Origin of the sequence: Kribbella sp. VKM Ac-2566 (assembly GCF_004366005.1) — a bacterium.
Lineage (GTDB): Bacteria > Actinomycetota > Actinomycetes > Propionibacteriales > Kribbellaceae > Kribbella > Kribbella pratensis.
The window spans coordinates 516,756-539,090 of sequence record NZ_SODT01000013.1 but is presented as its reverse complement, the minus strand read 5'-3'; the positions used below and the strand labels follow the sequence as shown (position 1 = coordinate 539,090).

The window sequence follows — 22,335 nt, the reverse complement described above, 5'->3', positions numbered from 1 at the left end:
GCGCAACAGGATGAAGCTCTCTCAGAAGCGATGGCGGCTGCTCGGCACGGTGGCCGCCGTGGCCGTGACGACTACGGCCGGCGGGGTCGCTTGGGCTGCCAGCAACGCGGACCCGACGCCGTCGCCGTCGGCCTCCCCCTCCAGCCCGTCGACGCCCGGACAGCAACAGAAGCCGGACAGACCGGGCAAGGGCGGATTCGTGCCGCGCGGCGAGTTCGGGCTCGGCGGGGCGCTGCACGGCGAGTTCGTCGTACCGAAGGACGGCGGCGGGTACCAGACCGTCGCGACCCAGCGCGGAGAGGTCACCGCGGTCAGCAAGGACTCGATCACCGTGAAGAGCGCGGACGGGTACAGCCGGACCTACACGCTCACCGAGGACACCATGGTCAACGCGGCCCGCGACGGCATCGACGACGTCAAGACCGGGAACACCGTGACCGTGATGGCTGTGGTCACCGACGGCAAGGCGACCGCCAGCTCGGTGAACGACGGGACCGTTCGCGACGCGGCCGGCCAGAAGTGGGGTTTCAAGCACGGTCCCCGCTGAATTCGCTCTCGGTAGGCGCGGACGACTCACAGGTGATTGCCAGGAACCTTCCAGGGTTCACAGGGGAACCACCGGCACACTGAGACCATGAGTCCGCATCTGCTGGTTGTCGACGACGAGCCGAACATCGTCGAGCTCCTGTCCGCGAGCCTGCGGTTCGCCGGGTACGACGTGACCACGGCGACCCACGGCGCCGAGGCGCTGCGCAAGGCGCGGGACGTGGAGCCGGACCTGGTCGTGCTCGACGTGATGATGCCCGGGCTGGACGGCTTCGAGGTCGTACGCCGGTTGCGCGGTGAGGATCGGCACGTGCCGGTGCTGTTCCTCACCGCCCGGGACGCGGTCGAGGACAAGGTGCTCGGCCTGCAGACCGGCGGCGACGACTACGTCACGAAGCCGTTCAGCCTGGACGAGCTCGTAGCCCGTGTGCGTGCGCTGCTCCGCCGGTCCGGTCATCGCGAGCAGACCACGACCGAGGCCGCCGTACTGCGGTATGCGGACCTGGAACTGAACGAGGACAGCTACGAGGTCTTCAAGTCCGGTCAGGCCGTGCAGCTGTCGCTGACCGAGTTCAAGCTGCTGCGGTGCCTGCTGGAGAACGCCGAGCGGGTGATGTCGAAGGGGCAGATCCTGTCCGCGGTCTGGAACTACGACTTCGCCGGGGACGCCGGCGTGGTCGAGTCGTACATGTCCTACCTGCGCCGTAAGGTCGACACCGGCGATCAGAAGCTGCTCCACACCGTCCGCGGGGTCGGCTATGTCCTGCGTACTCCGCGAGGCCCCAACTGATGCCACTGAACCACCGGCGGTTCACAGACCGGTACCCGCTGCGGGTCACCATCGTCGTGGTCCTGCTGGCGCTGGTCGCGCTCGCGCTGGCCGCGTCCGGTGTGCTGGCGACCACGATCATGCGCGGCTACCTGACCGACCGCGTCGACGAGCAACTGCAGCAGACGGCCATGCCGCTGTCGCACGCCCCGACGGATCGGCGTCCGTTGCCTCCCGGCGTCGGTGGTGCGCTGCGTCGGCAGTTGCCGAGCGAGTTCGTGGTGCAGTTCAACGACTCCGAAGGCACGAGCGACAAGGGGCCGGTCGGGTCGCCGCTCGCCGAGACGGAGCCGCTGCCGAACCTGCCGACGCTCGATCTGAACCAGGTGCGGAACCTGGCCGGGAAACCGTTCCAGGTCGACGCGCAGTCCGGCGGAGCGACGTGGCGGGTGCTCGCGGTACCTACTGACGACGGGAAGGGCTCCGTCCTCGTGGCGCTGAGCCTGAAGGAGATGAACCACACGATCCAGCGGCTCGTCGGGATCCAGGCCGCGGCCGGACTGATCCTGCTGGTGCTGCTGGCGGGCCTCGGGACCTACGTCGTACGGCGAAGTCTGCGCGGGCTCGAGGACGTGGAGCACACCGCGGTCGCGATCGCAGGCGGGGATCTGAGCCGGCGGGTGCCGCAGCGGGACCCGCGGACGGAGGTCGGGCGGTTGTCCCTTGCGCTGAACCAGATGCTCGGGCAGATCGAGACCGCGTTCGCGCAGCGCACCGCGTCGGAGTTCGCGGCGCGGCGGAGTGAGGACGCGGCCAGGCAGTCGGAGGAGGCCGCTCGGCAGTCCGAGGAGCGGATGCGGCGCTTCGTGGCGGACGCGTCGCACGAGTTGCGTACGCCGTTGACGTCGATCCGGGGATTCGCCGAACTGGCCCGGCACCGGGGTGACGTGACAGACGCCGACACGATGCGCCGGATCGAGGACGAGGCCAAGCGGATGGGGCTGCTCGTCGACGACCTGTTGCTGCTCGCGCGACTGGATCAGCAGCGCCCGTTGCGTTCGGAGTCCGTCGACCTGCTCCCGATCGCGGCCGACGCCCTGCACAACGCGCAGGCTGTGCAGCCCGAGCGCCACATCTCGCTGACGATTCTGCCCGACTCGGAAGCGCCTGTCGTCTCCGGTGACGAGGCACGTCTGCGGCAGGTCCTCGGGAACCTGGTCAGCAACGCCCTGAACTACACCCCCGTCGACGCACCCATCACCGTCTCCGTCGGCACCCGCGGCTCCGAAGCCATCCTCGAAGTCAGCGACACCGGCCCCGGCCTGACCGACGAACAGAAGACCCGCATCTTCGAACGCTTCTACCGAGTAGACACCGCCCGAACCCGCTCCACCGGCGGCTCCGGCCTAGGCCTCTCCATAGTCGCCGCCCTGGTAGCAGCCCACCACGGCCACGTAACCACCACCGACACCCACCCCCACGGCGCAACCTTCACCGTCCACCTCCCCCTCAGCACGTAAGCCGCCGCGCGACCTACCGCCACGAACCGCTTGATCGTCCAAGGGGAGCAAGGGTCAGTGGCGGCGGAGCTTGACTGTGCAGTCGCGGCGGTTGATCGGTACGCCGTCGCGCAGCACCTGTGCCCGGTCGTGCACACGGCTGACCAGCGTCTCCCACTCGCCGTCCGGAGGAGCCAGGCTCTCGATCACCTCGTCGGGCTCCGGGAAGTGGATGTCGGGGTGCGGATTGTGTTCGCCGGGCGGGAAACCCAAGTGGCCCTCGATCAGCAGTACGCCGCCTGGCGCGACAGCCGCCGCTGCCCTACGCAGGATTGCGTCGCGGGCCAGTTCGGTCTTGGAGTGCAGGAACTGCGCGGACACCAGGTCGAACTCCCCGTCCGGGAACGACTTGCCCAACTCGTGCTGCTGCCAGTCGATCCGATCGCCGACACCGGCGGCCTTCGCATGCGCGACGGCGCGACCCAACGCGACCGTCGAAATATCAACAGCAGTCACCGTCCAGCCCCGCTCTGCGAGCCAGATCGCGTCGGCGCCTTCGCCGCAGCCGAGGTCGAGCGCCCGGCCCGGCGTCAGGCCGGACACCTCGTCGACGAAGGCAACGTTCGGCTTGCCGCTCCAGATCTGCTCGTGCTCGGTGTAGAACGCGTTCCAGTGCTCGTCAGGGAGCTGTTCGGTCGTCATGGACCGATGGTGCGCGGACCCACCGCCGTCCGGCAAACAATGTTGCCAGGTTGGCAACCTAGCTGTCGCGGACAGGCAGTGGCTCGGCCTTCCCGACCACGAAGGCGTACGTCAGCGCGCCGACCACCGCCACCACCCCGGCGACGGCGAACGACGGCAGATACGACCCGTGGTAGACGTCGAGCAGCAGACCGAAGACGTACGGGCTGATGATCCCCGCGATGTTCGACGCGAAGTTCTGGATGCCGCCGATCGACGCCACATGCCGCGACGACGGCGCCACGTCACCCGGCAAGGACCAGATCCCCGTCGCCGCGATCGCCAGGCTCGCGTAGGAGATCGCCAGGAACAGCAATGCGACGTACACCGACCTCGCCGGCGCTGCGAACACGATCGCCGCACCGCCGAGGAGCCCGCCGACCATCACGGTCTTCCGCACCCGCGTCACGTCCGCTCCGGCCCGGATCCGCCGGTCGGCGACGATGCCCGCGATCCATCCACCGGCGATCGCCGTGATGCCGGGCAGGGTCCCGAGCGTCCCGAGCTCCTTCAGGTCGAGTCCGCGGGCGTCCTTCAGGTACGACGGGAACCAGGTGAGGAAGAAGTAGATGACGAAGTTCAGGCAGAAGAAGCCGAGCATCATCCCGCGGATCGTCCGGTAGCGGAACAGGTCCCGCCAGCGCACCTGCGCCGCCGCCTCGGTGTCGTTCTCGTCGATCCGCGCACCGTTCGACGCGATGTAGGAACGCTCCTCGGCGTTCGCGTGCCGGTGCTCCATCGGGTCGCGGTAGTACCAGTACCAGACCGCCGCGAGCATGATCCCGAGGACGCCGAGGACGACGAACGAGAAGTGCCAGCTCACCAACGCGATCAGTCCGGTCACGACCGGCAGCGACAGCACCGTCCCGACCCGCGAACCCGAGTCGATCACCGCGCTCGCGAACGCCCGCTCGTGCGCCGGGAACCACCGCGACGCCGCCTTGGTCGCACTCGGGTACGCCGGCGCCTCCCCCGCGCCGAGCGCGAACCGGAACGCGAACAACGACCAGAACCCGCGCGCCAGCGGCGTCAGCGCGGTGACGATGCTCCACCACAACGCCGCGAACGTGAACGCCTTCCGCGAGCCCACCTTGTCGGCGAACCAGCCCGCCGCGAGCATCGCCCCGTCGTACGCCCAGAAGAACGCGCCGAGGATCAGGCCTTTCTCGGCGTTGCTGAGGTCGAGGTGCAGATCGTCCTCGATGAACGGCAGCGCGACGCTGAGGTTCGCGCGATCCAGATAATTCAGTGAGAGCCCGACGAACGCGAGCCCTAGGATCAGGTACCTCGTACGGCTGGCTCCGGGCGGAGCCTTCACAACAGTGGTGGCGGTCACTCTGTGCCTCCGATCGACAGCGGATCGTCGGCACGCTACCTCGACCGGTTCCTTTGTGCAGACAAGCGTTTCATCCAGTGGAATGAGGTTCGAGTGATCGAGGACGGCGAAGAGATCCCGCTGCTCGGCGGCGATGTGACCGAGGGCCTGGTGCGCGTCGGCGACACGGTACGGCGCCCGCCCGGCGAACGCGCCGAACTCGTCCAGGACGTCCTGCTGCACCTGGAGAAGGTCGGGTTCGACGGTGCACCGCGCTTCCTCGGCATCGACTCGGCCGGCCGCCAGGCGCTCACGTACGTCGAGGGCGAGGTCGCGGGCCGCCCGCGGCCACCGTGGATCGCGGACGAGGAGCGGATGATCTCGGTCGCCCGGCTGCTGCGCGCGTACGACGACGCGGTCGAGGGATTCGGCATCCCGGAGAACCTGCCCGCGCCGATCGAGCCGCCCGGCCTGCCGGAGCTGAACGATCCGCCGGAGCTGGTCGGCCACCAGGACGTGACGCCGGAGAACGTGGTCTTCCGGGAAGGCCGCGCGTACGCCCTGATCGATTTCGATCTCGCCCGCCCGGTGAGCCGGGCCCGTGAGTTCGTGAACCTGATGCTGTGGTGGGCACCACTCGGCGCCAACGAGGATCTCGACCTCGAACTCCGCGGCCTCGACCGCCCCCGCCGCTGCCGCCTCCTCGCCGACGCCTACGGTCTCTCCCCCGCCGACCGCGCCCGCGCAGTGGAGCTCACGATCGCATTGAACGTGCGCGCCTGGCACACCATGAAATACCGCGCGGAAACCCTGGGCGGCGGCTGGCAGCGCATGTGGAGCGAGGGAGTCGGCGACAAGATCCGAGCCCGCCAAACCTGGCTCGAAGACAACGCCGACTCCCTCACCACAGCACTACTCGGCTGACCCGCCCAGGAGCTGCCCGAGGCTGGTCGCCTCGGGCAGCCGGGCAGTCAGTGCGTGATTGCGACCTCGGTGCCTGACTTCGCGGACTCGTAGATCGCCGACAGCATCTTGGCCATCTCCAGGCCCTGTTCCGCGGTGGCGTCGGCGGGGATCTCGCCGCGGCAGATGCGCAGGAAGTGGTCGATCTGGTTCGCGAACCCGACCCGGAAGTCGAACCCGAGCGAGTCGATCTGCGGCTGGACGTGCAGCAGCGTGTCGTGCCGCTCGGTGATCATCAGCAGCTCGGGCTCGATCTCGGCGCCGCCCTTGTCACCGTGGATCCGGACGCTGATCTCGTTGCGCGCGTGCAGCGAGTACGACGTGGCCACGTCGAGGACCGCCCCGCCCTCGAACCGGATCTGCGCGGTCGCGAAGTCCTCGACCGTGTTCGGCCGCGCCGCCGACGCGGCCTTGTACCGGGTCAGGTTCTGGATGTTGTCGCGGGCACCCAGCAGCGTGAACGTCGCACCGGACGCCGACACCGCCTTCGGCATCCCCATCAGGTACCAGCACAGGTCGATGATGTGGACGCCGAGGTCGATCAGCGGACCGCCGCCGGACAGCTCCACGTCACCGAACCAGCCGCCGGGGTTGCCGGCCGTCCGCAGCAGCGTGGCCCGGGCCGCGTAGATGTCACCGAACTCGCCGGCGTCCAGGAACCGCTTGGTCACCAGCGCGTTCGGCGCATACCGCCGTACGTATCCGATCTGCAGCGCCTTCCCGGTCTCCTCGACCGCCTTCACCAGTGCCTCGGCCTCCGGCACCGTCACGGTCATCGGCTTCTCGACCAGGACGTCCTTGCCGGCCCGCAGTGCCGCCTCGGCGATCGGGGCGTGCAGGGTGTTCGGTACGCACACGCTCACCGCGTCGATGCCCGGGTCCGCGAAGATCTCCGCGGCGTCGCCGGTCACCCGCTCCACACCGAACTGCTCACCGCGGGCCTTCGCCCGCTCGAGGTCCACGTCGCACACGGCGACGAGCTCGGACTGGGGGTTCGCCTGGTACGCCTTCAGGTGCTCGACGGCGATCGAGCCGAGCCCGATCACGGCAATCCGCGTCGTCATGTCACGCCACGCTTTCAGTCAGTCGGATGATGTTCGCGAGCGAGCGCTCGATGGCCGGAAGCGGTGCTTCCATGCCCTCGAACTCCAGGCTCACCGGTACGTCGGGCTTGGTCGCGACCAGTGCGAGCAGGCCCGGGAGGTCCACGTCGCCGTGACCCGACACCGTGCCGAGCAGGTAGTCGCCGGCCAGCGTCTTGAGCCAGCCGTCGCCCGCCGAACGGCGGATGTGGAAGTCCTTGACGCCGATGGACGCCGCGACGTCGATCAGGCCGGCGGCGGTCTTGCCGGGCACCTCGCCGACGCACAGGCCGTTGCCGAGGTCGAGGGTGACCCGGAAGTTCGGGCGGTCCACGGCGTGCACGAGCCGGGCCAGCCGGTCGCTGCCGTTCATGAAGAAGCCGTGGTTCTCGATCGTCGACACGACGCCCAGGTCCGCGGCGTGGTCGGCGACCGCGCGGCAGCCCTCGACCACCTTTGCGAACGTCGTCTCGAATTCGCCCGGGTCCTGCTCACGCCACGCCCACGGCGCCACGTCGTGCCGGAAGATGCGGGCGCCGAACCGGTGCGCGACGTCCAGCTGCCGGCGGAGACGGTCGATCTCCTCGCCGTCGGCGGTCCGCAGATCGCCGCTGACCAGGTAGTTCACGATCGGTACGCCGATCTCCTCGGCGTGCTTGGCCGTGTCGCGGACGACGTTCTCGTTCTCCAGGTAGTACTCGCCGTCCATCGCGGCGACCTCGATGTGCCCGGCCGACGAGGCCGCGACCCAGTCCAGGACCGCGATCAGGTCCATCTCGCCGCTCGTCATGAGCTGGCGGAAGCAATACGAGCTGACTCCTAGCTTCACTGCGTGGTCCTCTCGAGTTCATGAGTGATGTGGGCCCACGGACTGGGGTAGTCGTGGACACCGTAGATACCTGAGCTGCACCGGTCGAACGCGTTGCCGACCGCCCCGAGCACCACCGCCTCGCGCCCCAGCGCCGAGGCGACGAAAGGCGGACGCTCGGGGAAGACCAATTCCTGCTCGACCGCTGCCGTGAGCGGACGAAGCAGCGCGCCGCTGTCCTGCAAGGCCCCGCCGCGCACGACCACGACCTCGGGATCGACGACCAGCAACACGGTCGCGATCCGCCCGGCGATCTGCGCGCAGAAGTCCTCGACCTCCGCCTGCGCGTCGGCGTCACCGGCGGCTGCCGCACTCAGCACCTCCGCGCTGGTCGGCCGCACAGACCAGACAAGCTGCCCGCGCTGCGCGTTGCGCGTCCATCGCATGCCGCGCTGCGCGCCGAGCTCGCCCGCCAGGCGATGGCGGCCCTGCCGGATGACGCCGTTCAGGACGATCGAAACGGAGAGCCGATGGCCGATCTGGAGATAGACGACATCGGAGTACCCACGGCCTGCGCCGCCGCGTTGCTCGGCCAGCGCCGCCAGCTTGATGTCGTTGTCGACGACGATCGGTTGTTCGAGTTCCTTCGCCAGCAACTCCGCGACGGGCAGGCCGACCAGGTCCGGCATCGCCAGGCTGGCACGCAGGCGACCGTCGGCCTCGACTACGCCGGGCAGGCCCACACCGACCGCGCGGAGACGTCCCAGCTCGATCGACCGGCCCGCGCGCCCAGGGTCGGTCGAGTCGGCTGCGGCCTCGAGTGCACGTGGGATCAGTGAGAGATCCGCCTTCCGCTCGGGCGCCAGTTCGGCGTACCCGAGCCGGCGGCCGGACAGGTCGCAGATGATCGCGCGTGCGCCGCGGGGACCGAGGTCGACGCCGGCGACCAGCCCGGTCTCGCGGGCGAACCGGAACGCGCGAGCAGGTCGGCCCGGGCCGGCCGTCGCCGGGCTGCCCGCCTCGACCAGCCCGGTCTCGAGAAGATCGTCCAGGACGGCATGCACCGTCGGCCGCGACAGGCCGGTGCCCTCGCTGATCGCCCCGACCGTGCGCGCCTCGTCGGCGTCGGCGAGGAAGCGCAGACACGCGACCTGGTTCGCAGATCGCTCCGCCTGGGCGGCGCCGCGTGCAGTGTCCATCGACCCCAACCCATTATGGAACCGGCTTTAATAAAGACGGTAACAGAATGGGTTGCCGGAAGGCAACGGCTATTATCCAGCGGCGACTAGCGTTGGAGGATCGTGCGTTCGGCGAGGGTCCAGGTGGTGGTTGTCAGGAGGTAGAGGCCGGCGGCCAGCGGTACGAAGGCGGCGGTCAGGAGCGTGCCGAACGGCACCAGTTGAGCGAGCCGTCGTGACAACGTGGTCGCCGACGGATCGAGCTGCCGTAGCTGGAGTCGCGCCGAGAACCATGCGACCACAGCGAGTAGGACCGCGATCACGACGTACGCCGGGGTGCCGGTGAGGATCGGCCAGTGGACGCCGAGCGGGGCGCCGAGCAGGTTGCCGCTGATGAGCTGGTTCGACTCCCCCGCCACCATGGTTCGGGAGAACAGCGTGTACATCAGCCAGAAGAACGGCAGCTGCGCGAGGGTCGGCAGGAAGCCGGCGAACAACGACGTACCGGACTCCGTCTGCAGCTTCGCGACCTCACGCTGCAGGCGCTCCGGGTTGTCGCGATGCCGCTCGGTCAACTGCTTCAACTGCGGCATCAACTCCGCGCGGGCCTTCAGCCCGCGGTGCGCCCGCACGCTCAACGGGACGAGGGACAGCCGTACCGCGAGGGTGCACATCACGATCGCGATGACCGCGGCGTACGCGCCGGCGAACGGTTCGAGAGTGGCGACGAGGGACGTGAGCAAGTGATAGGCACCGGCGACCGGTGCCTCCAGGAAAGAAGGCACAGCAAAACTCCACGAGTGTGTAGGAACAGGTAGCGAGGTGGAGCGCTACTGTCCCGGTGCTCGTGGGCGGGGGCGGCCGGCCGCGTCAGGATCGCGGAGCCGGAGGAACACGGTCTGCTCGGCGCGGTCCCGGACCGAGGTGGCGCGGGCGAGCAGCGGCGCGGCGGTGTGCACCGACCAACGCGCGGACGTCCGCGCGACCACGACCAGCGCCAACAGCAAAGCCGCCGCCGTGAGCACGGCGGCGGCCAAGGAAGCCGTGTCGAACACAGGGATCACCGACGCGAGCACGCCGGCGATCCACTGCGTCATGACATCAGTCCAGGTAATCCCGGAGGACCTGCGAGCGCGACGGGTGGCGCAGCTTCGACATGGTCTTGGACTCGATCTGGCGGATCCGCTCGCGGGTCACGCCGTACACCTTGCCGATCTCGTCGAGCGTCTTCGGCTGACCGTCGGTGAGACCGAAGCGCATCGAGACCACGCCGGCCTCGCGCTCGGACAGCGTGTCGAGGACCGCGTGCAACTGCTCCTGGAGCAACGTGAACGAGACCGCCTCGGCCGGCACGATCGCCTCGGAGTCCTCGATCAGGTCGCCGAACTCGGAGTCGCCGTCCTCACCGAGCGGCGTGTGCAGCGAGATCGGCTCGCGACCGTACTTCTGCACCTCGATGACCTTCTCCGGGGTCATGTCGAGCTCCTTGGCGAGCTCCTCCGGAGTGGGTTCGCGGCCGAGGTCCTGCAGCATCTGCCGCTGGACGCGGGCCAGCTTGTTGATGACCTCGACCATGTGCACCGGGATCCGGATGGTGCGGGCCTGGTCGGCCATCGCGCGGGTGATCGCCTGCCGGATCCACCAGGTCGCGTACGTCGAGAACTTGTAACCCTTGGTGTAGTCGAACTTCTCCACCGCGCGGATCAGACCGAGGTTGCCCTCCTGGATCAGGTCCAGGAACAGCATGCCGCGGCCGGTGTAGCGCTTGGCCAACGACACCACCAGGCGCAGGTTGGCCTCGAGCAGGTGGTTCTTGGCGCGGCGGCCGTCCTCGGAGATCCACTCGTACTCGTCGCGGACCTTCTCCTTGAGCTTGGCGGCCTCGTCGGCGATCTGCTCCTCCGCGAACAGGCCGGCCTCGATCCGCTTCGCGAGCTCGACCTCCTGCTCGGCGTTCAGCAGCGGGACCTTGCCGATCTGCTTCAGGTAGTCCTTGACCGGGTCCGCGGTGGCACCGGCGACCATCACCTGCTGCTCGGGCTCGTCGGTCTCGTCGGCCTCGGAGACGATGAAGCCCTGGTCCTCGGTGAGCTCCTTCTCCAGGCCCTTCACCGCTTCCGGCTGGAAGTCGGACTCGTCCACCTCGTCGAGCGCGCGCGGCTTCCCGGTCTTCGGGTCGATCGACAGACCCGCCTCGGACACTGCCTTCTTCGCCGGAGCCTTCTTGGCAGCGGCCTTCTTCGCGGGGATACCGTCCTCCTTGGTGCCGGCGGCCTTCACCGCCGCCTTCTTCGCGGCCGCCTTCTTGGCAGCGGGGTCGGTCACTCGGGCGCTGGTCCTCGGAGCCGTGCTACGGGCCGTGGCGGCCACGGTCCGGGCCGGCTCGGCGGGAAGATTCTCGGACGAGCTGGACGACACGAATTACCTCTCGTCTGACGCAGGGTTTGTACGACGGTACGACTGATGACGCTGTGGGTGCTGCTGAGTCTGTGGGTACTGCTGTTCGCGGCTGCTCGCTGGTCAAGCGGCGGCAACAGTCCATTGTAATCCGCGAACCAAGCCCAGGCGTCGCGCGACCCCCCGCTGACGTCATTTCCGGGGGGCCGCCGCCGTCGATCGTCTCACCCGTTGCGGGTCTGCCGCAGTGGACGCGCCACCACCCGCTGCCGAACCATTTGCTGCTCCTGCTTGAACTGCCGGACCTTGACCAGCGACGCCACGTCGATGACGTCCGCGACCGACTTGAACGCGCCGTCCTCGCCGTACGGCTCGGACGCCTCGCGCCAGCCGCGCGGCCGGACCTTCAACTGCTTGCCGAGCAGCGCGACGAAGATCTTCGCCTTCTGCGCGCCGAACCCCGGCAGTGCCGACAGCCTCGCCAGCAGGTCGTCCCCCGACTTCACGTCGGACCACAGGCCCGACGCGTTCCCCGCGTAGTGGTCGTCCAGGTGCTTGGCCAGCGTCTGGATCCGGGCCGCCATCGCGGTCGGGAACCGGTGCACGGCCGGCGGACCGGCCACCACCTCGACGAACGCGTCCGGGTCGTAGTGCGCGACCGTGGCCGGGTCGAAGGGACCGATCATCCGCTTCGCGATCGCGACCGGGCCGGCGAACGCCCGCTCCATCGGGATCTGCTGGTCGAGCAGCATGCCGACCAGCAGGGCGAACGGATCTCTGCTCAACATCTCGTCGGCGTCGGGCTGCTGCGCAAGGCACAGCTTCCTGCTGCGTGTGGAAGTCACCTCAGTCCTCCCCTTCCTCGGCCTTCACGGCCAGCACCGGACACGGCGCATCGAGCAGCACCCGCTGCGCGTTGCTGCCGAGGATGAGCTTGCCGACCGGGGAACGGCGTCGCAGGCCGATCACGATGAACTCCGCATGCACCTGCTCGGCGACGGCCACCAGGTCCTCCGCCGGGTCCAGGCCACGCACCAGCTGCCGCACCTCGTACGGCACACCGGTCGAGTCGAGCTGCTCCCGTACCTCCGTCAATGCGGCGTCACTCGCCGCAGCCTCGTCGCTGTCGAAGCTGCGCCCACCTCGGTGCGAGTTCACCACCACCAGCTTGGCGTCCCGCAGCGTTGCCTCCTCCGCTGCGCGCCGAAGGGCCGCACGGCCTTCCGCCTTCGGCACATAACCCACGACGATGGTCGTCATCGCCCTGCCTCACCTCCGGGTGTGTGTCGACCCGTCTCGAACGATACTGCTCCCGACCGCTGTCGGCATCCGCTGCATTTGCACCTGTTGTGTCGCACCGGTGACGGAGGGCTGCCGGTGCCCGGGTCCTACCCGCGGCGGGCCCGCCTAACCTTCCGGTGGCCACACCTTTGCAGGGCTGTCACCAAATGCGCCACCCCTGTAGTCCGGGTCGTTATCGAACTCGTGCGGAAACCGTCGATCCCGTTGCCTTGGGCAAGATCGAACGGGTTCCGCCTGAAGGACCGGGGTTCCGCCGCCGCTGTCCTACGTTGTCCTGCGAACGACGGCGTACGAACCGGTTCAGTTCCGTTCAGTCCACCGGCCACTCGTGCACCGGCGTGTTGTCGTGCATGTGGTCGCGGTACCGGCTGAGCATCCCGCGCAACGCGTCCTTGCGTCCGTGCGATCCCTTTGTATACAGGCGGTGGAACTCGTCGGCCTGCCACGACGCGCCGTTCCGGCCGGTCAAACAGCGTTGCTCGATGATCCCGAGCAGCCGGTCCCGTACGGCGACGTCCACGCCCCACGCGTCGAGGCCGCGAACCGCCAACGGCAGAAGGCGTCTGAGCACGAGCTCCGTCGCACGCGCCGTACCGACGCCGGGCCAGAACACCTCCGCCTCGATGCCGTTGCGGGCCGCGGCGTGGAAGTTCTCCTCGGCGGCGCTGAACGACATCTGCGACCAGATCGGCCGTTCGTCGTCGGCCAGCGCACGCACCAGCCCGAAGTAGAACGCGCCGTTGGCAATCGTGTCGACCACGGTCGGCCCGGCGGGCAGGACGCGATTCTCCACGCGCAGATGCGGCTTGTCCCGGACAACGTCGTACACGGGCCGGTTCCAGCGATAGATCGTCCCGTTGTGCAGCCGCAACTCCGAAAGGGCCGGCGTGTCACCGCGGTCCAGAACCGCGATCGGATCCTCGTCGGAAGTGACCGGCAGCAGGGCCGGGTAGTACCGCGAGTTCTCCTCGAAGAGATCGAAGATCGAGGTGATCCACCGTTCGCCGAACCATACCCGCGGCCGGACGCCCTGCGTCTTCAGCTCGTGCGTCCGCGTGTCGGCGGCCTGTTCGAACAACGCGATCCGCGTCTCGCGGAGCAGTTCCTTGCCGAACAGGAACGGCGAGTTGGCGCCGACCGCGAGTTGTACGCCGGAGATCGCCTGCGCCGCGTTCCAGTACCGCGGGAACGCCTCCGGTGTCACCTGGAGATGGAACTGCGTCGACGTACAGGCGGCCTCCGGGAGGATGCTGTCCGCGGTGACCTGCAGCCGTTCGACGCCGTCGATGGCGATCTGCACGTCCTCGCCGCGGGCGGCGAAGATCTGGTCGTTGAGCAGCGCGTACCGCGGGTTGGTGCTGAGCGCCTCGCGGTGGATGTGTTCGGTGAGCAGCGTGGGCAGGATCCCGATGGTCACCATCGACGAACCGGTCCGCGCCGCCTTGTCCTCGGCGGCGTTCAGGCTCTCCCGGATGCTCGACTCCATGGTGTCCAGACCGAGTCCGTCGATCTGGCCGGGCGGGACGTTGATCTCGATGTTGAACTGGCCGAGCTCGGTCTGGAACGCGTCGTCCTCGATCGCGCTCAGCACCTCGGAGTTCTTGAACGCCGGGTCGCACTTCTCGTCGACCAGGTTCAGCTCGATCTCGATCCCGGTCATCGGCCGCTCGGGCGCGAACCGGTCCTCGCGCAGCATCCGCGCGAAGGCGTCCAGATTGCGGTGCACCTGTTCGCGGAACGCGGTCCGGTCCGCCCGGGTGAACTCGACCCGGTCGACTTCCTCACCCATCAGCGACTCCCCTGGTGTGGCTCCCCCGGCATGACACGGCTATGACATGGCCTCAGTGTGCACGAAGGTTCCCCTCGATGGGCGATTCATTCGCGTCGTGGACTCAGACCGGGAACACGATGAAGTCGTCGCGCTCGATCCGCACCGGCTCGTCGCCGGCGTCGGCCAGGGCGTCGACGAGCTCGGTCAGTACGCCGGGACGCAACTCGAGCACGTGCTCGTCCGGGTGTTTGTCGGCTCCCATCTCGTAGTCCCGGCCGGGTCGAGTCGTCAGTTCGATGTGTGCACCCAGTACCCATTCCACCGGATTGCCCGCGGCAACGAACTCGCCCAGCCGCGCGACGCTCGCCCGGAACGCCGGCCAGTCGACGACGTACAGCCGCCCCGGGTAGAGCGAGTCGCCGCTGAGGAGCAGCCGCGTGGCGCGGTCGTAGACCGCGATGTGCGAGGCATGGTGGCCAGGGATCGCCAAGACGTCGAGCACCCGCCCGCCGAGATCGAGTTGCACCACACCGTGCGGCCAGTCGGCGAACCCGAAGTACGCCGCAACCTCCTCGGCGGACCGACCGACGGGCTTGTCGAACTCGCCGTCGCCGCCGACGTGGTCGCCGTGGCCGTGGGTGTGCGCGACAACCAGTTCCCGCTCCCCCGCCAGCTCCTCGATCAGCGGACGCAGCGGCACATGTCCGGTGCCGGTGTCGAGCAGCAAGGCGCGTTCGTCACCGAGCAACAGGTACAGGAACGGTCCCTCGAAGTTGGTCCGGAGCGACTGGCGGATGATCACCGTACGTTCGTCGTACCGATGGACCTGATGGTCGGGAGCAAACGGATCGGTGCCGTCGTCCCAGCGGTTCGGGAAGGTCATCACGTCATTGTCGGTGGTGGCAGGGACACTGGACAGGTGCGAGACGATCCGTCGGTGCTGCACGTGGACCTGGACGCGTTCTTCGCGGCGGTCGAGCAGCGGGACAAGCCGTCACTGCGGGGCAAGCCCGTGGTGGTCGGCGGTGTCGGCGTGCGCGGAGTCGTGTCCACCGCGTCGTACGAGGCACGCAAGTACGGCGTACGGTCGGCGATGTCGACCGCCGAGGCGCGATCCCGTTGCCCGCACGCGGCGTACCTGAGTCCGCGCTTCGAGGTGTACCGGAAGAGCAGCCAGGCCGTGATGGCGGAGATGCGGGCGCTGTCGCCGCTGGTCGAGCCGCTGTCGCTGGACGAGGCGTTCATCGATCTGGCGGCGAGCGGGCTGACCGGGCTGACGGTCGATGACGTGCAGGCGATCGCCGACGACCTGAAGGCGGCCATCTACAAGGTGTCCGGCGGGCTGACAGCGTCCGTCGGTGCGGGTACGTCGAAGTTGATCGCGAAGATCGCCAGCGACCTCGACAAGCCGGACGGGGTGGTCGTCGTACCAGCCGGCACCGAGGCCGAGTTCCTCGCGCCGATGCAGGTCACCGTCATCCCGGGAGTCGGTCCGGCGACCGCTCAACGGTTGAGCATGGCCGGCGTGCGCACCGTCGCGGACCTGCAGCAGCTCGACGAGGACGAGTTGATCCGCCAGGTCGGATCCGCGCACGGCACCAGCCTGCACCGGCTCGCCGTGGCGGCCGACGACCGTCCCGTCGTGAGCGATCGGGAGACCAAGTCGGTCAGCGTCGAGGACACGTTCGAGACCGACATCATCGACCGCGCACTGCTGACCGCGATCAGCGACCGGATGGCGCACCGCGTCGCCGAGCGCCTGCAGAAGGCGCAACTGTCCGGCCGCACCGTGACGGTCAAGACGCGGATGCACGACTTCACCACGCACACCCGCTCGTCGACACTGGCCGGCCCGACCGACGACGCGCGGGTGGTCGCGCGGGTCGCGCGCCGGCTGCTCGAGGAGAGCGACATCGGCGGCGGTATCCGATTGCTCGGTGTAGGCGTCTCATCACTCGCCGACTGGATCCAGGACGACCTGTTCACCGAAGGTGAGCACGCCGAGAACCCGGTCGAGGTGGTCGAGCTGCCGGCCAGGCCACGCGACCAGCTCGGATTCCATCCCGGCCAGGACGTCGAGCACCCGGACTACGGCCGCGGCTGGGTCTGGGGCTCCGGGCGGGGCCGCGTCACGGTCCGGTTCGAGACCGCGGACACCCCGCCGGGCCCGGTCCGGACGTTCTCCGTCGACGATCCGGCCCTGACAAAAGTGCAGCACATCGGTGCGGATGCGGACGACGAACCCCAAACTGACCAGAATGTCCCGGGTGAATGAGGAACGACGGGGGGTGTACCCGTTCTGTGGGCCGTGCACGGCGGGTTCGGAGGCGTGGCGTGCCGCCGAGACGGCCGGGCCGATGGGCAGCAGGTTCTACGGGCATCGGAACGTGTGCGAGAACTGCGGGTCGTCCGTGCGGACGCTGTACAACACGGTGCTGTGGGTCCCGGTGTCGAAGGTCGGACGGTTCCGGATCATCCCGACCGGCGGGCGCACGTACGTCGGCCGCAAGGTGGTCGATCAGCCCGTGCCGGCCGTCGTACGGCGGGAGCCCGCGTCGGCGATCGTGAATCATCCCGAACTGGACGGCGCCCCGGCGTACAAGCAGGCCGAGGCGTACTGGGAGGAGAGCGAGCCCGGGCAGGCGTTGCCGTTCTACCAGTCGGCGCTGGCCGAGCGGGAGAAGGTGCTGGCAGCCGACGACCCGGCGACGTTGCGGGTCCGGTTGCGGGTGGCGCAGGGCCTGCTGGCGACTGCGAACTACGGGCGGGCGATCGCCTGGTTCGAGCTGGTGACGCCGCAGCTGGTCGAGGTGTTCGGGCCCCATCACGAGCTGACGCGGGTGGCGACCGAGGCGATGACCGGTGCGCGGTTGATGGTCGGCGGTCCGCGGTCGGAGGCTCAGTTGCTCGCGGACATCGTCGCGGCCGACGAGTTCGTGGACGACGATGCGCAGTTGTTGCGCGATCGGGCAGCACTTGGGAAGGCGTTGCTCGCGTGCGGCGACATCGCGGAGGCGGTCGAGGCGCTGACCCAGGTCGTCCGCGACGCCCCGCCTGGTCATCCGGACACGGCGATCTACCGCAAGGCGCTCGTGGAGGCGTGCGGACTCGTCGAGGCACGGGGGAAGAAGCGCGACGTACAGCTCGCCGAAACCGCGCGAGGGTTGCTCAGCGGCGTAGACGCACCGACAAGCAGGTGACACAGCCCTCGAGCTTCTCGAACTCGCTGATGTCGACCACGATCGGCCGGTAGCCAAGGCCCTCGAACAGCTGCGCCGACTTCGGCGCCGACGCTGCCATCAGCAGCCGGTCGTCGTTCAGCAGTACGACGTGCGCGCCGGCTTCCTCGGGCACCGCACGGAACACGTCAAACGCGGCCGGGTCGTCGACGAGTGGTTCGTAGCCGACGACCGTTCCGTCGGGTAGTGCGGTCACGGCCGACTTGAGGTGGAGGACTCTCTGCACCGGGACCGCGCGCACCTCCGCACCGAGCGGTGCGAACGCGTCGCGCAGTTGCTGGATCCCGGCGGCGTTCGTCCGGCCGCCCTGCCCGACGTAGATGGTCGAGCCGATCTTCAGTACGTCGCCGCCGTCGAGTGTCCCGGGCTCCTTGATCTTCGCGATCCGGTACCCCTGCGCCGCGACGGTCTCCTCGGCCGCGGCCGCCTCCGCGCGTCGTTCGTGCGCGCCGGCGCGGGCGATCACCGCGAGGTCGCCGTACACGACCATCGTGTCCTCGATGAACACGCTGTCCGGGCACTCGTCGATCGGCGGTACTTCGACTGTCTGCCAGCCGGTGTCGTGCAGCGCGTCGACGTACCGCTGCCACTGCTCGAACGCGAGGTCCAGGTCCACCGGCCGGCGCTCGATGTGCGTGACGAGCCCTTCGGCGAGTCGCGTGCTCGGGCGGCGGACCAGGGCTGTCAGCGGGCTCGGCGGCAGGGTTGGCGGCGGAGTCGGCGGCATGGTCGCAGGGTATCCGGGTACCGGCAGGCATCCGAGAAAGGAGACGACGGATGCCGAAGATCCTTCCGGCAGCGGGTGGTGACGTGGTCGAGATCATCCTCGCCGACCACAGGTGGTTCGAGGAGGCGCTGCGCGAACTGCGTGATGTGCGCAGCGATCGTGCGGCGGTGCTCGCCGACCTCGCCACCGTTCTGATCGCGCACGCCGAGGCCGAGGAGTCCAAGGTTTACCCGGCGCTGCGGCGCAAGGACGCGATCGACGCCGACGAGGTCGAGCACTCCGAACACGAGCATGCCGAGGGCAACGACGCGCTGCTCGCCCTGATGGAGGTCGACGACACCGGCAGCGAGGAGTTCAGCGAGAAGCTGCACGAGCTGTCCGAGGCGCTCACCCACCACCTCGACGAGGAGGAGCGAGACGTCCTGAACCCGGCGCGGACGGACGTCGACGAAGGTGTCCGCCGCAGGCTCGGGGACTCGTTCGCCGAAGAGCGCGCCCGGCTGATCGAGTCCGGCTGCGGCGACATCGCCAACGTACGGAAGGTCGTCGCGGCCGAACAGCAGAACTAGGCTGCGCCCGTGCGCGAACTCACCGCCGTGGCGAACCTGACGGTCCCACCCGAGGCGGCCTTCGAGATCTTCACCGACGAGTTCGGTCGATGGTGGCCGCCGGAGTTCTCCTGGTCGGGTGCCGACCTGCTGACCGACATGGGCCTCCTCGACGGAGTCTTGTACGAGCTCGGTCCGCACGGCCTGCAATGGGACTGGGGCCGCGTGCTGAGGTGGGAACCGGGTCGCCGGCTCGTGTTCAGCTGGCAGATCGGTCCGGACAGGGTGCCTGTCCCTCGTGCCGAGGACGCGACGGAGGTGGAGGTCACCTTCGACGGGTCGACAGTGACCGTCGCCCATCGCGGCTGGGAGCGGCACGGCGAGGCCGGCGCCGAGTACCGGAAGAACTTCGAGCAGGTGTGGCCGTACGCGCTCGGCCGGTTCGCCGAGTACGCCGCCAACCGTCCTCGCTAGAGCTGGACGGTCAGGCCTTCCTCGGCCGCGATCACTTCGCCCGCGAAGACTCGCTTGGCCTCTGCCACGGACACTGATCGATCCGAGCCCGGCCAGAAGTGCGTCAGCAACAGCCTCGATGCTCCTCGAGCGCCCTCGGCCGCTTCGGTAGCCGTCATCACGTAACGGGGCTGGGTCTGCGGTGACGGGCCTTGAAGCGTCGCATCTGAGATGAAGAGATCGGTTCCCTCGGCCAATCGCGCCAGGTCGGGCGATGGGCCGCTGTCCCCCGTATACGCGACCGACACCCCTGGCGCGGTGAGCCGTACGCCGAGATTCGTCTTGTAATGCGGGAGTTCCACCGTCAGCACCTCGAACGGCCCGATCCGCGTCGTCCACGCCAGGTCGTGGACGGCGAAGACGTCGGCCGGGTCCGGGTGCGGCTCGAGCGCTCGCAGTACGTCGAGAACGCCGGGCGGGCAGTGCAGCGGGACCGGTGGTGCGTCAGGCGCCTCGTAGTACCGCACCCGGGCCAGGCCGCTCACGTCGACACAGTGGTCCGGGTGCTGGTGCGTGACGACGATCGCGTCGACCTCGCCCTTCGGACAATGTTCGAGCAGCCGCGGCAGGGCGGCGTACCCGAGATCGAGGACGACCCGGAAACCGTCGTACTCCAGCAGGAATCCCGCGCAGGCCCTGTCCGCCTCCGGCCAGGCGCCGCAGGAACCCAGGACGGTCAGCGACCTCACGCGAACGGCTGGTTCGTCGGCACGATGTGCTTGCCGAGCGGCACCAGCGAGACCGGGATCAGCTTGAAGTTCGCGACCCCGAGCGGGATGCCGACAACCGTCAGGCACAACGCGATAGCGGTGGTCAGGTGGCCGAGCGCCAGCCACCAGCCCGCGACGACGATCCAGATCAGGTTGCCGAGCAGCGCGCCCGCCCCGGCGCTGCGCTTGTCCACGATGGTCCGCCCGAACGGCCACAGCGTGTACGCCGCGATCCGGAACGACGCGATCCCGAACGGGATCGTGACGATCAGCACGCAACAGATGATCCCGGCGATCGCGTAGCCGACCGCCAGCCAGAACCCGGCCAGAACCAGCCAGATCAGGTTGAGGAGCGTCTTCATGTCCCCCAGCGTGCCACCTGGACGGTGTGATCCAGCACCAACTGGGCGACAAGTCCGGGATCGTTCCAGGGCATCCAGTGGCCACCCCTGATCACCTTGACCGTGAGGTTCGGGGCCCAGCGCGCGATGTCGGTCTGCAGCGGAGTGGTGACGAACGGGTCGGCATCGGGTGACACCGCAAGCACGGGCACGTCGGTACGCCGTTGTGCCGGCCGGAGGAGCCGTGGGACGACGTTCGCGCGGTACAGCTTCATGCCGTTCAGGTAGTCGCCGAGAGCGGTTGTCGTCGGGCTGTTGCTTCTCGAGGCGATTGAACGCGCGGAGCGCCCAGCCCCTGCGCCAGCCGAGCTCCGCGAGCCATGGGAGGTGAAGGAGGCGATGTGGGGTTGCAGATCCGGGGCAGTCACGAAGTGCCAGGCCTGGATGGAGCCCCAGTCGTGAGCCAGCACGTGCACCGGCCGGTCGGGTGACACCTGGTCGATGACTGCCTGGAAGTCCTCCTGCAGGCGATCGAGTGCGTACGCCGCGGTGCTTGCCGGATGGTCGGAATCGCCGGCGCCTCGGACGTCGTACGCGACCACCTGGAAGCCGTCGGCAAGCAACTCGGCCACCGGGCCCCAGAGCGATGCGTTGTCCGGGTACCCGTGCACGCAGACGAGCACCGGGCGACCGTGGTTGCCGTAGTTGTAGACGGCTAGGGTGGTGCCGTCTCGGCTAGTAGCTGTCGACTTCGAGGGTGGCAAAGGTCATCCCCGCTTTCACCAGGCGCTCGCGCAGAGCGGGTCCCATGGCCGCGGCCGTCGTAGTCTGGCCGGCGGTCTCCGGCAGATCGTCGAGCGCCAGACACACCGCGCTCTCCCCGAGCATCTTCGCGGTCTCGTCGTACCCGGGGTCCCGGCCCGCGACCTCGGTGATCACCTGCTTGCCACCGCCACGGCCGACGAACCGGACGTTGAACCACGACCGCGCCCGGCGTTCCGCACTCGGTCCGTCACCGGGCTGCAGCCGCTTCAGGAGCGCGTTCCGGACCGGCGGGACCTGGGCGCCCGCGATCAGCAGACCGACCCCACCGATGCCTGCGGCAACAGTCGGGAGATGCTTCACCGCGGCGTAGTGCGAGTACCGGAAGTCCGGCCCGTAGCGGTCGAGCAACCGGCCCGAGTACCCGACGATCTGCGGATCGATCGTCGGCAACGGAACCGCCCAGAACCCTTGCTGGCGGTGGAGCTTCCCTGCAACCGCTCGCGCCCTCCGGTCCGTCGGCATGGGTTCGGCAGCGCGCCGCTGGCGATGCGCGTCCAGGTGCTGTTTCGCCCGCGAGAACGCGGTGATCGCGGTGTGGAACGTCCCACCGGACGGCCGGCCACCGGCGCGCAGCAGCCCGTCCACCTGGATGGGCACATTCTGCGGCAGTTGCTCGACGGTGTACTGCACACCGAGGTCGTACGGGATCGAGTCGAAGCCGCACGCGTGGATGATCCGCGCGCCGGTCTGCGTCGCGCGCTCGTGGTAGCGCACGTACATCCGGTCCATGAACTCCTGCTCACCGGTCAGATCGAGGTACCCGGTCCCTGCCTCGGCGCAGGCGGCGACGAGCGCCTCGCCGTACCGGACGTACGGGCCGACCGTGGTGGCGACGACCTTGGTGGACTCGGCGAGCTCGCGCAAGGAGTTCGGGTCGGTGACGTCCGCGACCACGATGTCCCTGCCGAACCGCTCGAGCTTCTGTTTGTTGCGTCCGGCAACGGCCCAGCGCAGGCCGTCCGGCGCGTTCTTCTCCAGGTACTCCGCGGTGAGCGCTCCCGTGAACCCGCTCGCACCCAGCAGGACGACGTCGTACTCGCGACCCGTTTCTGCGCTCATTT

At 68.8% G+C, this 22,335-nt stretch carries 25 protein-coding genes; 8 read left to right on the top strand and 17 right to left on the bottom strand.

What is annotated here, in order from left to right:
* Positions 1-10: 10 nt before the first annotated feature.
* From EV647_RS33365 to EV647_RS33355, 3 genes are all read left to right on the top strand, one after another.
* Positions 11-547, top strand: a complete 537-nt coding sequence (locus EV647_RS33365) for a hypothetical protein (protein WP_134010066.1) — start codon at positions 11-13, stop codon at positions 545-547.
* 87 nt (positions 548-634) lie between these two features.
* Positions 635-1,336 carry a response regulator transcription factor gene (locus EV647_RS33360; protein ID WP_130385800.1) on the top strand — a complete coding sequence of 234 codons (702 nt, stop codon included), beginning with the start codon at positions 635-637 and terminating at the stop codon, positions 1,334-1,336.
* Entirely contained in the window at positions 1,336-2,835 is a 1,500-nt protein-coding gene (locus EV647_RS33355) for a cell wall metabolism sensor histidine kinase WalK (RefSeq protein ID WP_134010064.1), read from the top strand. Before EV647_RS33360 ends, EV647_RS33355 begins: the two co-directional genes overlap by 1 nt.
* A gap of 54 nt (positions 2,836-2,889) precedes the next feature.
* Here EV647_RS33355 and EV647_RS33350 read toward each other — a convergent pair whose 3' ends face one another.
* Both EV647_RS33350 and EV647_RS33345 read right to left on the bottom strand, forming a co-directional pair.
* A complete protein-coding gene (locus tag EV647_RS33350) occupies positions 2,890-3,516 on the bottom strand; it encodes a cyclopropane-fatty-acyl-phospholipid synthase family protein (protein ID WP_134010063.1) in 627 nt (208 codons plus the stop codon).
* A gap of 58 nt (positions 3,517-3,574) precedes the next feature.
* Positions 3,575-4,891, bottom strand: coding sequence for an MFS transporter (locus tag EV647_RS33345; protein ID WP_202876386.1), 1,317 nt, complete (start codon positions 4,889-4,891; stop codon positions 3,575-3,577).
* Positions 4,892-4,984: 93 nt separating this feature from the next.
* On the opposite strand from EV647_RS33345, the gene EV647_RS33340 reads away from it, so the two are divergent.
* A complete protein-coding gene (locus tag EV647_RS33340; RefSeq protein WP_134010061.1) occupies positions 4,985-5,794 on the top strand; it encodes a phosphotransferase in 810 nt (269 codons plus the stop codon).
* A gap of 47 nt (positions 5,795-5,841) precedes the next feature.
* On the opposite strand, the gene EV647_RS33335 is transcribed toward EV647_RS33340, so the two are convergent.
* From EV647_RS33335 to EV647_RS33290, 10 genes are all read right to left on the bottom strand, one after another.
* Positions 5,842-6,897: a Gfo/Idh/MocA family protein gene (locus EV647_RS33335; RefSeq protein WP_133789299.1), complete on the bottom strand. Its 1,056-nt coding sequence runs from the start codon at positions 6,895-6,897 to the stop codon at positions 5,842-5,844.
* Position 6,898: 1 nt separating this feature from the next.
* A complete protein-coding gene (locus EV647_RS33330) occupies positions 6,899-7,705 on the bottom strand; it encodes a sugar phosphate isomerase/epimerase (RefSeq protein ID WP_134010059.1) in 807 nt (268 codons plus the stop codon).
* Between the two features lie 35 nt (positions 7,706-7,740).
* Positions 7,741-8,922 carry an ROK family transcriptional regulator gene (locus EV647_RS33325; RefSeq protein WP_134010057.1) on the bottom strand — a complete coding sequence of 394 codons (1,182 nt, stop codon included), beginning with the start codon at positions 8,920-8,922 and terminating at the stop codon, positions 7,741-7,743.
* A gap of 86 nt (positions 8,923-9,008) precedes the next feature.
* Positions 9,009-9,686, bottom strand: a complete 678-nt coding sequence (locus EV647_RS33320; protein WP_134010055.1) for a membrane protein insertase YidC — start codon at positions 9,684-9,686, stop codon at positions 9,009-9,011.
* A gap of 45 nt (positions 9,687-9,731) precedes the next feature.
* Positions 9,732-9,998, bottom strand: coding sequence for a DUF6412 domain-containing protein (locus tag EV647_RS33315; protein ID WP_130385811.1), 267 nt, complete (start codon positions 9,996-9,998; stop codon positions 9,732-9,734).
* A 4-nt stretch (positions 9,999-10,002) separates the two neighbouring features.
* Positions 10,003-11,319 carry an RNA polymerase sigma factor gene (locus tag EV647_RS33310; protein WP_131292075.1) on the bottom strand — a complete coding sequence of 439 codons (1,317 nt, stop codon included), beginning with the start codon at positions 11,317-11,319 and terminating at the stop codon, positions 10,003-10,005.
* Between the two features lie 203 nt (positions 11,320-11,522).
* Positions 11,523-12,143 carry an HhH-GPD-type base excision DNA repair protein gene (locus EV647_RS33305; RefSeq protein ID WP_134010053.1) on the bottom strand — a complete coding sequence of 207 codons (621 nt, stop codon included), beginning with the start codon at positions 12,141-12,143 and terminating at the stop codon, positions 11,523-11,525.
* A gap of 1 nt (position 12,144) precedes the next feature.
* Positions 12,145-12,558, bottom strand: a complete 414-nt coding sequence (locus tag EV647_RS33300) for a universal stress protein (RefSeq protein ID WP_131337975.1) — start codon at positions 12,556-12,558, stop codon at positions 12,145-12,147.
* A 352-nt stretch (positions 12,559-12,910) separates the two neighbouring features.
* Positions 12,911-14,389 (bottom strand): glutamate--cysteine ligase, encoded by a 1,479-nt coding sequence (locus EV647_RS33295; RefSeq protein ID WP_134010051.1) that lies wholly within the window; start codon positions 14,387-14,389, stop codon positions 12,911-12,913.
* Between the two features lie 103 nt (positions 14,390-14,492).
* Positions 14,493-15,254 (bottom strand): MBL fold metallo-hydrolase, encoded by a 762-nt coding sequence (locus tag EV647_RS33290; protein WP_134010049.1) that lies wholly within the window; start codon positions 15,252-15,254, stop codon positions 14,493-14,495.
* Between the two features lie 36 nt (positions 15,255-15,290).
* On the opposite strand from EV647_RS33290, the gene EV647_RS33285 reads away from it, so the two are divergent.
* Positions 15,291-16,646, top strand: coding sequence for a DNA polymerase IV (locus tag EV647_RS33285; protein WP_134010047.1), 1,356 nt, complete (start codon positions 15,291-15,293; stop codon positions 16,644-16,646).
* Positions 16,639-17,571 carry a tetratricopeptide repeat protein gene (locus tag EV647_RS33280; protein WP_134010045.1) on the top strand — a complete coding sequence of 311 codons (933 nt, stop codon included), beginning with the start codon at positions 16,639-16,641 and terminating at the stop codon, positions 17,569-17,571. The genes EV647_RS33285 and EV647_RS33280 overlap by 8 nt, the downstream gene beginning before the upstream one ends.
* Here EV647_RS33280 and ddaH read toward each other — a convergent pair.
* Complete coding sequence (ddaH, locus tag EV647_RS33275; protein ID WP_134010043.1) at positions 17,540-18,337, bottom strand: dimethylargininase; 798 nt, start codon at positions 18,335-18,337, stop codon at positions 17,540-17,542. The two genes, EV647_RS33280 and ddaH, sit on opposite strands and share 32 nt — an antisense overlap.
* Positions 18,338-18,387: 50 nt before the next feature.
* On the opposite strand from ddaH, the gene EV647_RS33270 reads away from it, so the two are divergent.
* Positions 18,388-18,906, top strand: a complete 519-nt coding sequence (locus EV647_RS33270; protein WP_134010041.1) for a hemerythrin domain-containing protein — start codon at positions 18,388-18,390, stop codon at positions 18,904-18,906.
* A gap of 9 nt (positions 18,907-18,915) precedes the next feature.
* Positions 18,916-19,359: an SRPBCC domain-containing protein gene (locus EV647_RS33265; protein WP_134010039.1), complete on the top strand. Its 444-nt coding sequence runs from the start codon at positions 18,916-18,918 to the stop codon at positions 19,357-19,359.
* Here the strand turns inward: EV647_RS33265 and EV647_RS33260 are convergent.
* Genes EV647_RS33260 through EV647_RS33245 form a run of 4 tightly spaced genes read right to left on the bottom strand, consistent with a single transcriptional unit; the run spans position 19,356 to position 22,333 of the window.
* Positions 19,356-20,087: an MBL fold metallo-hydrolase gene (locus tag EV647_RS33260; protein ID WP_134010037.1), complete on the bottom strand. Its 732-nt coding sequence runs from the start codon at positions 20,085-20,087 to the stop codon at positions 19,356-19,358. The genes EV647_RS33265 and EV647_RS33260 overlap by 4 nt on opposite strands.
* Positions 20,084-20,470 carry a YccF domain-containing protein gene (locus EV647_RS33255; protein ID WP_134010035.1) on the bottom strand — a complete coding sequence of 129 codons (387 nt, stop codon included), beginning with the start codon at positions 20,468-20,470 and terminating at the stop codon, positions 20,084-20,086. The genes EV647_RS33260 and EV647_RS33255 overlap by 4 nt, the downstream gene beginning before the upstream one ends.
* Positions 20,467-21,213, bottom strand: coding sequence for an alpha/beta fold hydrolase (locus EV647_RS33250; protein ID WP_238177517.1), 747 nt, complete (start codon positions 21,211-21,213; stop codon positions 20,467-20,469). The genes EV647_RS33255 and EV647_RS33250 overlap by 4 nt, the downstream gene beginning before the upstream one ends.
* On the bottom strand, positions 21,185-22,333 hold the full coding sequence (locus EV647_RS33245) for a trans-acting enoyl reductase family protein (RefSeq protein ID WP_134010033.1): 1,149 nt from the start codon (positions 22,331-22,333) through the stop codon (positions 21,185-21,187). The genes EV647_RS33250 and EV647_RS33245 overlap by 29 nt, the downstream gene beginning before the upstream one ends.
* Positions 22,334-22,335: the final 2 nt, after the last annotated feature.